This is a genomic window from Kitasatospora sp. NBC_00374, assembly GCF_041434935.1.
In the GTDB taxonomy this organism is placed as follows: Bacteria; Actinomycetota; Actinomycetes; order Streptomycetales; family Streptomycetaceae; genus Kitasatospora.
The window spans coordinates 6129426-6141364 of the sequence record NZ_CP107964.1; the positions used below are offsets into that span (position 1 = coordinate 6129426).

At 68.2% G+C, this 11939-nt stretch carries 8 protein-coding genes; 5 read left to right on the plus strand and 3 right to left on the minus strand.

Features of this window, described 5'->3' with window-relative positions:
• The first annotated feature begins 233 nt into the window (after window positions 1–233).
• Both OG871_RS27355 and OG871_RS27360 read left to right on the plus strand, forming a co-directional pair.
• Window positions 234–3161 (plus strand): tetratricopeptide repeat protein, encoded by a 2928-nt coding sequence (locus OG871_RS27355; RefSeq protein WP_371503445.1) that lies wholly within the window; start codon window positions 234–236, stop codon window positions 3159–3161.
• Between the two features lie 787 nt (window positions 3162–3948).
• Window positions 3949–5604 (plus strand): IS1182 family transposase, encoded by a 1656-nt coding sequence (locus tag OG871_RS27360; protein ID WP_371503446.1) that lies wholly within the window; start codon window positions 3949–3951, stop codon window positions 5602–5604.
• Window positions 5605–5807: 203 nt separating this feature from the next.
• Here the strand turns inward: OG871_RS27360 and OG871_RS27365 are convergent, their stop codons facing one another.
• Together OG871_RS27365 and OG871_RS27370 are read right to left on the minus strand one after the other, a co-directional pair.
• On the minus strand, window positions 5808–7085 hold the full coding sequence (locus tag OG871_RS27365; RefSeq protein WP_371500214.1) for a tyrosine-type recombinase/integrase: 1278 nt from the start codon (window positions 7083–7085) through the stop codon (window positions 5808–5810).
• Window position 7086: 1 nt separating this feature from the next.
• A complete protein-coding gene (locus tag OG871_RS27370) occupies window positions 7087–7395 on the minus strand; it encodes a helix-turn-helix transcriptional regulator (RefSeq protein ID WP_371500216.1) in 309 nt (102 codons plus the stop codon).
• Between the two features lie 745 nt (window positions 7396–8140).
• Between OG871_RS27370 and OG871_RS27375 the strand changes: the two genes are divergently transcribed.
• From OG871_RS27375 to OG871_RS27385, 3 genes are all read left to right on the plus strand, one after another.
• Window positions 8141–8371, plus strand: a complete 231-nt coding sequence (locus OG871_RS27375) for a helix-turn-helix domain-containing protein (protein ID WP_371500218.1) — start codon at window positions 8141–8143, stop codon at window positions 8369–8371.
• Between the two features lie 72 nt (window positions 8372–8443).
• Entirely contained in the window at window positions 8444–9604 is a 1161-nt protein-coding gene (locus tag OG871_RS27380; protein WP_371500219.1) for a hypothetical protein, read from the plus strand.
• 444 nt (window positions 9605–10048) lie between these two features.
• The gene (locus tag OG871_RS27385) at window positions 10049–11233 is read left to right on the plus strand and encodes an AAA family ATPase (protein ID WP_371500220.1); all 1185 of its coding nucleotides are present in this window, start codon (window positions 10049–10051) and stop codon (window positions 11231–11233) included.
• Window positions 11234–11276: 43 nt separating this feature from the next.
• On the opposite strand, the gene OG871_RS27390 is transcribed toward OG871_RS27385, so the two are convergent.
• Window positions 11277–11765, minus strand: a complete 489-nt coding sequence (locus tag OG871_RS27390) for a hypothetical protein (RefSeq protein WP_371500222.1) — start codon at window positions 11763–11765, stop codon at window positions 11277–11279.
• Between the last annotated feature and the right edge of the window lie 174 nt (window positions 11766–11939).

Sequence of the window (11939 nt, forward strand, 5' to 3'; positions counted from 1 at the left end):
CCGATTCGCCTGATCTCCTACCCGCGTCAGTGCGTGCTTTCGCCGAAGCTGTCTCGGCCACCCGGCGTCTTCTCAATGTTGCGCCGCCCGCGACCAACGCTGAGGCCCTGGTCGACCGTTCCCCGGAGCGTTTGGCCGGTCCAGGATCACAGTTGCCGGCTGGCCTACGCCCTGACGCCACCGCGGAACCCGCGACCTCTGGCTCGGCGGGCCCAAGCAGTACTTCCCCACCGGTGACCTCAGGAGAGCGGGCCGGGGCTTCAGGCTTGATTGTCGATGAGCTGCGCTCCGCGCGCGGCCCCGCGCTTAGGGCCCCACTGGTGCCGCAATGGCCACTGGTGATCGGTGCAGTACCTCAGACGCCCGAGCACTTCCAGCGTCGCTCGATCGAGGTGGAACTGGAACGGCTTAGCAGGTCGGCAAACAGCGTTGCCATCATGGGGCTTGGAGGCGTTGGCAAGAGCACACTCGCCGCCCACCATGTCTGGAACACCCAGCGACGCTCGGATCTCGACCTTCTCTTGTGGGTCGGAGCAGCCAACCGGCAGGCCGTCATCACCGCCTATTCGCAGGCCGCCGGAGCCGTCCTCGACGCAGATACGGAAGGAGAAGACGCTGAAGGGATCGCGCAGCGCTTCCTGACCTGGCTGGGAACCACGAATCGGCGGTGGCTCATCGTCCTGGATGATGTCAGCAGCCCTGGCGAGCTGACCGGGCTATGGCCTCCTGAAGTTATGAGCGGCCAGGTGGTGGTGACGACCCGGCACCGTGACCCCGCCTGGGCCGGCAGCAGATGGACATTGCTAGATCTCGGCACGTTCACCGAGCGGGAATCCGCGGCCTACCTGCTCGAGGCAATGGGCCGCGCTGCCCAGCGCGTTACGTACGAGGAGCTGGCCGCACTCGCTCAAGACCTGGGACACCTCCCCCTCGCGCTCGCCCTGGCCGCTGCCTATCTGATCGACACAGGCCTGCCCGTGGCTGACTATCGGGCTGGACTGGCTGGCCACAGCCGTGCCCCTGCCGCCGATAAGCTTCGCACCAACTCGATCTCCGCGGTCTGTAAGGCGTCCGTCGACTGGGCCGATACCCAACTGAAGGGTCTCGCGCTACCACTGCTCCAGCTCATTTCGGTTCTGGATGGCAATGGCATCCCTATGGACGTCCTCGTATCGTCCGCAGTACTGGCTCACCTGAATCAACAGCGCCGGCTTGCCGAGGCCCTCGGCCGCAAGGCTGGGGCGAGAGATGTCAGAGACGCGTTGCGCGTGCTCCAGCGTCTTGGCCTGCTCAGCCAGTCGCGAGCAGGCGACGTCGTGCGCATCCACCCACTAATCCAGAGTGCTCTACAGGAAACCATCCACGAGCGTGGCGGCCTATTTGGTCGTGTGCGAGCGGCGGCCGACGCTCTCACCTCGATCTGGCCGGAGATTGAGCACGACCAGGGCCTCGCCGCAATCCTCCGAGCCAACGCCTACGCCCTCCAGGGAAATGGGGCCCCAAGCCGGGCACTGTGGATCCCCCGTCGGCACCGCCTGCTTTTTCGGCTTGGGCGCAGTCTCGGAGAATCTGGCGCGGTCAGTGCGGCGGTCGACTACTACACCCACCTAACCGCCACTGCTAGCCAGGTGTTGGGCCCGGAGCACCCCGATACCCTGTCCACGCGCAACAACGTTGCCATCTGGCGTGGTGAGGCTGGGGATGTTGTCGGTGCGGTGGCAGCTTTGGAGGAGTTGCTTGCCGATAGCGTGCGGATCTTGGGGCCGGACCACCCCGATACCCTCACGACCCGCAATAACCTCGCACGCTGGCGTGGTGAGGCTGGGGATGTTGTCGGTGCGGTGGCAGCTTTGGAGGAGTTGCTTGCCGACAGGCTGCGGATCTTGGGGCCGGACCACCCCGATACCCTCACGACCCGCAATAACCTCGCACGCTGGCGCGGCCATGCCGGAGATGCTGTCGGTGCGGTGTCCGAGTTCGAGGAGTTGCTTGCCGATAGCGTGCGGATCTTGGGGCCGGACCATCCAGCGACGCTCGCCACGCGCAACAACGTTGCCATCTGGCGTGGTGAGGCTGGGGATGTTGTCGGTGCGGTGGCAGCTTTGGAGGAGTTGCTTGCCGACAGGCTGCGGATCTTGGGGCCGGACCACCCCGATACCCTCACGACCCGCAACGACCTCGCACGCTGGCGCGGCCATGCCGGAGATGCTGTCGGTGCGGTGTCCGAGTTCGAGGAGTTGCTTGCCGATAGCGTGCGGATCTTGGGGCCGGACCATCCAGCGACGCTCGCCACGCGCAACAACGTTGCCATCTGGCGTGGTGAGGCTGGGGATGTTGTCGGTGCGGTGGCAGCTTTGGAGGAGTTGCTTGCCGACAGGCTGCGGATCTTGGGGCCGGACCACCCCGACATCCTCGCGACCCGCAGCAACCTCGCACGCTGGCGTGGTGAGGCTGGGGATGTTGTCGGTGCGGTGGCAGCTTTGGAGGAGTTGCTTGCCGATAGCGTGCGGATCTTGGGGCCGGACCATCCAGCGACGCTCGCCACGCGCAACAACGTTGCCATCTGGCGTGGTGAGGCTGGGGATGTTGTCGGTGCGGTGGCAGCTTTGGAGGAGTTGCTTGCCGACAGGCTGCGGATCTTGGGGCCGGACCACCCCGATACCCTCGCGACCCGCAGCAACCTCGCACGCTGGCTCGAGAGCCATTCAGACCTCCTGCATGCTGCTGGGCGCATGGAGGAGGCATTGTCTGTGGCGGAGGAGGCGGTGGCGGTCTGCAGGGAGGTGGCGCGTGTCCGGTCTGGCTCCATGGTGCCCGAGCTCGCTAGGCCGCTGAGTCACTACTCCAGCCTCCTGCATGCTGCTGGGCGCATGGAGGAGGCATTGTCTGTGGCGGAGGAGGCGGTGGCGGTCTGCAGGGAGGTAGTGCGTGCCAACCGCGACGTCTCCTTTGTCTTCCTTGTCGACTTTACTGTGACACTGAGCCACTACTCCGTGGTGCTGCGTGAACTCGGCCGCGCGGAGGAGGCCCTGGCCGTATCTAATGAGGCTTTGACGATCCGTCGGGAGCTGATGCAAATCCGCCCTGGGTTCGCGCTTCCGAACTTTGAGCAGTCCCCGCGGATCCCCATGATTACAGAGCGGCCGATGGACAGCGACTGAGAGAGCTCGACACCCTGTGCATTGGACGCACCGGGCCTGCCAGGAGCACTGTTGGCGGCCCTTCTGTGGGCAGGTTTGTCCTGCGTTCCGCGCAATTCGGAGCCGCTAGAGTGCGCATCTGGGCCATGACCTGCGATAACGCTCATGGACGTGCCGCCGGGGCGTTTCTCTAGGCCTAGAGAAACGCGCAGGTCAGCGAGGTGGCCGGGCGCACTCTCAAGCCAACAATGGCACCGTTTCCGTCCGGCTTAATCACCACAATATGGGGCAAGTTGACGGACCAGAAGCGGCACGTGGTGCCCGGGCTCTATCGTGACACTCGACTCGGCTCGCAACAGGCTGTCGTTCGGGTGCTCCAGAAGTGACAACCGGAAGTCCCGCCACCTGCGGAAACGCTGAGTCCTAGAGAAACGGCCTGCGGCGCCCGAAGCGGTGAAGTCGCAGGCCATGAGGCGTGTCGTTGCTCCAGTGGCCCCGAATTGCGCGGAACGCGGGTTTGTCACATACGCGCTCCTTCCTGAGCCAAGCCAGTACGGTATCGGGTGGGCGGCTAGGTGATCGTTCCAAGGTGTGAGGTGAGCCTCAGGCGGCTCGGCGCGTCGCGCGCACAGTCAATTCAAGGACTTGGTCAAGAGTTAGCTCGACGCCTGCGGCGCGGAGGTTTGAGGTGACCCCCGGAATGACTCTGCTGGCCAATTCACAAGGACTGCTGCGGTGATCCTTCGGCCTGTGGGACTGTGTTGATGCGTGCACGTCCTGAGTTCGGGTGGGGTGGTCCGTTGTGTCGATGTGGCCGAGGTCGGGCTGTGAGGTGCCGCCGCTGACAGCTCGGGTGGCGCACGCCGCGTTCCCCAAGGGGAGCTTGGCGATCCGGGTGCGGGAGGCGCTCGGGGAGGTGTTCGCCGACGGGCAGTTCGCCGAGTACTTCGCGGGGCGCGGACACCCTTCGATCTCGCCGGCGCGGTTGGTCATGGTGCTGGTGCTGCAGTTCGCGGAGGGGATGACGGACCGCCAGGCGGCCGACGCGGTACGGGCGAGAGTGGACTGGAAGTACTGTCTCTCCCTGGAGTTGACCGATCCGGGTTTCGACGCCTCCGTGCTCAGCGAGTTCCGCACCAGGCTGGCGCAGGGCGACCGGGCCGAGCTTCTGCTCGCACGGCTGCTCGATGTCCTGCGGGAGCACGACCTGCTGGCGAAGGGCGGCCGTCAACGCACTGATGCCACGCACGTCCTGGCGTGCGTGCGGCTGCTCAATCGTCTGGAGCTCGCCATGGAGTCGATGCGCGCCGCTCTGGAGGCCTTGTCCGTGGCGGCCCCGGTATGGCTGGTCGGCCACGCGCCCGATGCCTGGTGGGAGCGCTATGCCCAGCGGGCGAGTGACTACCGCCTGCCGCAGGGAGAGGGCCCTCGTGCGGCGCTGGCCGTCACGGTGGGCACGGACGGGTACCAGTTGCTGGAGGCGGTCCACGCCGAGGGCGCGCCCGCGTGGCTGCGGGAGATCCCCGCGCTTCAGGTCCTGCGGATGATCTGGGTCCAGCAGTACCACCGTGACCACGACGGGCCGCGCCTGCGCGGGAAGGGGGAGCGGCCGCCCGGGGCGGTGGCGATCACGAGCCCGTACGACACCGATGCCCGCTACGGGGTCAAGCGCGGCATGGGCTGGAGCGGATACAAGGGCCACTTCACCGAGACCTGCGAAGCGAGCCGCCCGCATGTCATCGTCCACGTCGCCACCACGCCGGCGACGACCTCCGACGTGGAGACAGTCGCCACCCGGCATGCCGACCTCGCCGAAGCCGACCTGCTGCCCGAACAGGAATATGTCGACGCCGGCTACGTGAGCGTGGACCACATTCTCGACGCCCGCACCCAGTACGGAATCGAACTGATCGGTCCGCTGCCGCCGGACTCGGCCTGGCAGGCCCGCGACCCCGAGGCATTCGACCTCACCCGGTTCACCATCAACTGGGAGACACAGAACGTCACTTGCCCCAACGGAGCCACCAGTCGCAACTGGAAGAGCACCAGCAACGCGGACGGTCTGCCGATCGTCCAGGTGACCTTCAAGATGCCCGACTGCGGGCCGTGCCCCGACCGCCCGCGCTGCACCCGCTCGGCCACCGGCGCCCGGGGTCTGACCTTCCGCGCCCGCCCCCAACTGGAGGCCCAGCGTCACATCCGCGCAGAACAGGCCACCGATGGCTGGCGCGCACAGTACGCCACCCGCTCCGGAGTCGAGGGGACCATGGCACAGGCCTCACGCCGCTGCGGTGTCCACCGGGCCCGCTACCGAGGCCAGGCCAAGGTCCATCTGCAGCATGTACTCACGGCGATATCTCTCAACCTCGTCCGCGTCGATGCCTGGCTCACCGGAGCCCCGCTGGGCGGCAGCTGGACCTCCCGCCTCACCACGCTCCGGCAGTCACTCACCCTCGCCGTGTGAATTGGCCAGCAGAGTCATCGCGGGGGTCACCTCAGTTCCCCTGAATGTCGAGGGCGACGCGCTCGCGCGCACGATGCGTATCCAAGTATCCTCGGGCTGTTTCTCCTCTATGACGTACTCATACACGGAGCTGCCCTGGTCGGCGGAGACGTCTTGGTCGTCCTCTCGGGTGATGGTTCGACGTGGTCGACAGAGCACGGTAGTTACTGGACCAGCCGCAGGTGACGGACCGAGGCTTGAGCGGTTCGCTCCGGCCCCGTGCTGGTGTCGGCAGATGCACGGTCAGTGGTTGCGACGCGGTCCAATGCCAGATGAGCACTGAGGGTTTGGCTGGCCTGCTTGATGGCGCTCCTGTCTGGGTGGAGGTACCGCTGGGTGGTGGTGATGTGGCCGTGTCCTGCGATCTTCTGAAGGACGTGGATTGGAACGCCGGCGTCGGCCAGCCAGGTGAGGCCGGTGTGCCGGAGGTCGTGGCGGCGTAGGTATTCGTAGCCGAGACTGACGACGACTTCGTCCCAGTGGGTGGCGTCGCGGAGGATGGCTGTGGTGATGCGTCCTCCTCGTGGGCCGGTAAAGAGGCGGGCCATGGGGTCGTTGCCGACCACGTTCATGCGCCAGTTCACGAGGTCGCGGATCTCTTCGATGATGGGTACGGTGCGGCGGCGTTTGCCTTTGGTGCCTTTGTCGATGAGGCCGCCGGGTGCGGTGGTGGTTTGTCGGCAGAGGTCCCAGGTCCAGTCGAAGCGGTTGATGTCTTTGACGCGGACGCCGGAGACTTCGCCGATGCGGGCGGCTGTGCAGGCGGCGAAGCGGACGATGTCGCCCCAGCCGCGGTAGTGGTTGTGTGAGCGTTCGACGATGGCGTTGGCGAGTTCTTCGAGGGCGTCCCAGTCCTTGAGGGCGAGGGAGCGGGGGTCGTCGAGTTCGTCTTCGGCTTTCTTGTAGAGGCGTTGCCAGCCGGTCATGCGTGAGGGGTTGAAGTCGATGAGGCCGTCGCGGACGGCTTGCTCCATGATGCGGACGAGTGGGGCGAGGCTGTTCTTGACGGAGGAGATGCTGAGCTCGTCGGCGATCCAGGAGTGGAGTGCCCGGTCGGTAATGCCGTTGGTGATGTTGGTGACAGGTATGTGGCCGAGGGTTGGGACGACTCGGAGTTTCCAGCCTGCGGTGTAGGGGTCGAGGGTGGTGGTTTCGAGGCCGCGCATGGCCAAGTCCCAGTTCTCATCGCCGTATTCGGCGAGAGTCATGGTGAGCGTGTGAGGTGTGATGCCGCGTCCTGCAGCTCGCTCCATACGGGCGATCCAGGCTTTGGCCTCCTCCTCCGTGGCAACGGAGGAGGAGAGCGACTTGCGGCCATCACCGTTTGGATCAGTCCAGCGCACGCGGGCGCGGTACCGGCGGGATGGCTGCCTGTCGGGGCGGTGCTCGATGTCGGTGGAGAGGTGGACACCCATGGGGATGAGCTGGGTGCGGTCGGACAATTCAGGCTGCCTTGGGTGGGACGGTGCGCCTCTGGGCGAGCCACACCTGGGTGTCGGGGATGCTGTAGAGGTACAGCCGGGGTGCGATCTGCACGAATGGCGGCCCCTGCGGGGGAGTGGCGGAGCGCCAGCGCCGCAGGGTCGAGGGATCGACGGTCAGCAGGGTCGCCAGTTCCTCGGTCGAGTACCAGCCGCTGTGTAGGAGGTCGAACTCCGTTGCAGGATCTGCCCCGTGTGTGGTGTTGCCTGCGGAGTCCGGGAGCGGCCCAGAGGGCCGAGTGCTGGCGGGGATGTGGAGCGGGGCAGGCATGGTCTCCCTCTGTTGGGGCGTGGGAGCCGCTTGGGCTCGGCCGGACACGTCTACAGTCACCTGGCCACCTGGGTGGGCGGAACAGGGTTTGGCGTGCTGAATGGGGCAGACCGTACGCACGCCGTGGTCATCAGGCACGTCGAGATCCTGGGCGCACGCCGCGCGCGCAATGCCACCTCGGGTCTGCGAATGTCGGCCGAAGCCGCATAGCCTGCCAGCGTCTGTGCAGGTCGCCGGGGGGAAGGACTCGCCTTCTCCGGGGTAGTCGTGGTCGCCACGACGGCGCAGGTCGCCGATGGCGCTCTTGCTTGGTGGGTCGCACCTGGGCTGGCGTGCAGGGCGTGCCCAACAGTCACGGACCTGCGCTTCTTGGGGCACAGACCCGAGGGACGGTGGAGGAGTTGGCGTGACCGTATGCGCGCCGGCGCTCTTGGGTCGCGTCGAGCTTGGACGGCGGTGGCCCTGGCTGCGGTTCGCAGATACGGGCGTGGACGAGCGTGGACAACAGGCGAACAACTAGCCGGTGAAACAGGGCGTTTCGGCAGGTCGAAAGCCACCCTCTACTTAGGTGACCCTGTGTCAGCTCACTCGCGCCAAGAACGCCATCTGCGGTGCGCATGCACTTTGACCTGCACGAATGTGGTCTCGCCTGTACCGCGCGCGTGCCTGGTGATACGTGCCGAGACAGATGGTGCCGGAGGTGGACGGCGGGACGAAAAGGCCCGGGCCGGGACAGGGTGCGGTCATGACGACGACAGACGACACTCCCGTCCTGCCCGACCCGCGGGTTCAGCCGACCATGACGGTGCCGGAGGCCGGCCGACTCCTCGGCCTTCAGAAGGCCGCGAGCTACAACGCGGCCCGGCGCGGCGACATCCCGACGATCTCGGTCGGCCGGCGGCTCCTCGTTCCCACCGCCAAGCTGCGCGCCCTGCTCGGCATCGACGCGGCGGCCACCACGGACGCGGCGGCCTGAACGGTCCAGCGCCCGATCACTCACCTGCCGGACTGCGGCCCCGGCACACGACCCCTGGTAGGAGACGCTGGCATGTCCTGGTTTGCTGTTGGAGACAGCACCGACGACCACTTCAAGACCCTTGCGGCGGGCAACGCCGCCATGGGGCTCTGGCTGCGCTGCGGCGCCTACGCCGCCGCCCACCTGACCGACGGCGTGATCCCCGGAGCGGTCGCCGCCAAGAACGGCACCGCCTCGCAGACCCGGAAGCTCGTGGCGGCCGGGCTGTGGCACGCGGCACGGCACACATGCCCGAAGTGCCCGCAGGTCCGGGAGGGCGACTTCGTGATGCACGACTACCTGGACGCCAACCCCAGCCGCCAGCAGGTTCACGAGCGCCGCCGCCGCGCGGCGGAGAAGAAGCGCCAGCAGCGCGGCGGCGGTCATCCGCCCGCCGATGATGACGCTTCGCCGGACAACCGCGAACCCAATCGCGAGCCCGATGGTGGTAACGGCGCAGCTCAGGAACCTGAGTCCCTCGGGGACCGGAATGATCCTCGCGCGCGCCCAGCCCCTGCCCTCCCCTCCCGAAGGGAGGGGGTTGATGTGTGTGGGGAGCCTGTACGTCCGTTGGGGCCGGCACGCCGGCACCCACGCCGGCATCCACTTCCGGACGGCTTCGAACCCGATGAGGCGGCCCTGCTGTGGGCGTCTGCCGAGGGGCACCTTGGCCGGCTCGGCGGCCGGGAGGGTCTGGCGGCGACGACGGAGGCGTTCGTGGATTGGCACCGCGGTCGTGGCACGCAGGGGGCCGATTGGCAGGCGATGTGGCGCAAGTGGGTGCGGGAGCAGCGGGTTCAGCCGGGGGCGCCTGCGCTGCAGGCCCCGGATCGCCGGTCCCGTCCGGCCCAGCACCGGAAGGTGGCGGATGCGGCGCAGGTGTCGGTGGCCGAGCGGTTCGCGGGCATCGAGCGGCGGATCGCGCTGGAAGACAGCTCGCCAGCAGCCGGGTCGAGGACGCTGTCGCTTGTAGACGCGCCGCCTGCCGGCGGGAAGCGCCCGGCGTCGACGGTCATGCCAGGGCAGCGTCCACTGATGGCGGCGCTGCCCGGAGGCGGCCGGGGCGCGGTGGATCCGGTGGCTGTTCTGGAGGCGATCGCCGAGCACGGTCAGGCGAACGCGGTGGCGATGTACGGCTGGCGGCAGGTGGCTGCGCTCCTTGCCGTTCCGGAACCGGCGACCGGCGGGGTGTGAGCCGTGCTGCCGCGTCGAGGGCTGTCGAGGTGCCGGAGGTGCCGGCGCCCGGTGCACTGGACGGTGACCGACTCGGGGGCGCGCCTGGCCATCGACCCTCAGCCTTCCTGCCGGGGGAACACCGCGGTCTACCGGGATGGCGCCGGGACGATTCGCTCACGCTGGCCCACCCGGGAGCTGCCACTGCTGCCGTACGAGCGGCTCTTTGTGCCGCACGTGGCGACGTGCCCGCCTGGCCCAGCGAACAGGGACTTTGGGTCCTGTGGCCCGGGCCTGGGGCGGGGATAGGCTGCTCGGTTTGGCGTAAGCGCGTGCGAGCTGGGACGTCCTGTGGTCCCGAGCTGTCGTGGCGTCAGCTTGGTTGCCTGGTGGGCGTGTCGACAGGGGGCGAGGGGTCGCATCGCTGCGAAGCGACGCGATGCCCGTCGATTGAACGAAGGGAGAATGATCGTGTTGTCGGATAGCTCTTACGAGGTGGTGCGGGAAGCGCTGCGCCGCTGGGGGAACGTGAGGCTGACCGAGGGGGGATGGCTGGCGAGGTGCCCAGCCCACGATGACCGGCAGGGCTCGCTACTCGTGCTTGCTGCTGGCGATGGCCGAGTCGAGTTGGACTGCCTGGGCGCCGGTTGCGACCCGCAGGACGTGGCGGCGGCTCTGAGGATCGGCGCGCAGTACGTGGTGGTACCGCCGCCGGCGTTCGAGGACGGTCCGGGCTGGATCTGGCCGGGCTACCTTCCGTCGGTTGGCCTGACGCTGATCGACGGGGAGGACGGCGTCAACACCCTGACGGTGGCGCTGGATGTGGCTGCTCGGGCTTCTGCCGGGTCTGTCCTGCCGGACGGCCAACATCCGCCCACCGGCCGGGGTGTGGTGGTGCTGACGGCGCCGCACACCACGGCGGACGTACGGCGGCTGCTGTCGGCCTCGGGTGCAGATGCCGGGCGGACCGAAGTGATTGAGGTCCTGGGCGGGCGCGGTGGTCAGCGGGGGCTGCGGCTGCCGGCGGATGTGGCGCAGGTGGAGGGACTGCTGCGCGGACGGGGCGTGGAGCTGCTGGTGGTGGACGTGATGCTGGTGTGCCCCTACCGGGTGCCTGCGGAGAGGGCGCTGCGGGCTCTGGGCGAGGTGTCGGAGCGTCTCGGGATGGCTGTGCTGGCGGTGAGGGAAGCGTCCAAGCGGGCGGGCTGGCTGGCTTCGCGCCGTGCGCAGGAGGCTGCGGAGCTGGGGAGTGCGGCGGCGGTGCACATGGCTGTGAACGGGCCCGAGAGTTCGATGGCGCTGGTACCGGTTGCTTGCGAGTCGTGGAGGGTGATGGGCGGCTTGAAGTTCCGTCAGGCCGGCCGTGATCGGCCGGTGGTGTGGAACTCCCGCTTCTCGCGCGGTACGGATCGGGCAATCGAGAGCGCGGACCTGTGCCGTCGGCGCCCGGCGAGCACCGGGGCCTACAGGTTCCTGGAGGAGCTGCTGGCCGAGGGGCCCGTACCGGCCCGGGACGTGACGGCGGCCGCCGCGGACGTGGGCTTGGCGCCGCGCACTGTTCAGCGGGCGCGTACGCAGCTCGGTGTCGTGGCGACGAAGACGGCCCAGGGGTGGGTGCTGTCTCTTCCTCCGCAGCACGTAGGCCGGTGAACGAGCCGTGCCCTTCCCGTCCAGAAAGGGCCCGGCTCGGCGGTCAGCGCGTCGGCTGCGGGCTGTTGGTGGGCTGCAGCGGGCTACGGGTGACGGTCGGGCTCGGGGGCTGCGGGGCGGCCGGAAGGATCGTTGCGGGGCTGTTGGTGCCGGGTGCGGCCGGGGTCGGGGCGGTGACCACCTGGGTGGCGGTGGCGCTGACCGTCACGGTGACGGTCGGGGCGGGCTCAGTGACGGTGGCCGGGGTGGTGATGGTGAGAACGGGAGTGGTCAGGGTGGCGATGGCGAGGCCGGGGTCGTCGGCGGCCGGGGCGGGGCAGGTCGGCAGGGCCGGGGCGGTTGGAGCGGAGGGGGCGATCACAGGCTGCGCCGGGGTGGGGCTCAGGAACGCGGACGCTGGGGCAGCCGGGGTGAGGGGAGCGGCCGGGGCGGAGGCCGGGTGGGACGCGAGGGTGGTTCCGGCGGTGAAGGCGGCGGCCACGGCGAAGGCGATGGCCGCGTGGCGGGCGGTGATCCGGCTGGTCAGTGCCATGGTTGGTCTCCCTGTGTGTGGGCCGGGGGTTCGCGGTCCCCGGCTGGCAGGACCAGCCTCGCAAAGAAGTAGACCTAAGTCTATAAAGAAGACTTGCGTAAGCTTTCTCTCTCGGGTCTCGGCGCGACACACCGCAGACAGCCATGCACTGTGGCCTGCCGATCGATCCCGACC

Coding starts and splice junctions, on each gene's coding strand:
- OG871_RS27360 (WP_371503446.1), top strand. CDS start 3,949: ATGTGGCCGAGGTCGGGCTGTGAGGTGCCGCCGCTGACAGCTCGGGTG.
- OG871_RS27370 (WP_371500216.1), bottom strand. CDS start 7,395: ATGCCTGCCCCGCTCCACATCCCCGCCAGCACTCGGCCCTCTGGGCCG.
- OG871_RS27375 (WP_371500218.1), top strand. CDS start 8,141: ATGACGACGACAGACGACACTCCCGTCCTGCCCGACCCGCGGGTTCAG.
- OG871_RS27380 (WP_371500219.1), top strand. CDS start 8,444: ATGTCCTGGTTTGCTGTTGGAGACAGCACCGACGACCACTTCAAGACC.
- OG871_RS27385 (WP_371500220.1), top strand. CDS start 10,049: ATGATCGTGTTGTCGGATAGCTCTTACGAGGTGGTGCGGGAAGCGCTG.
- OG871_RS27390 (WP_371500222.1), bottom strand. CDS start 11,765: ATGGCACTGACCAGCCGGATCACCGCCCGCCACGCGGCCATCGCCTTC.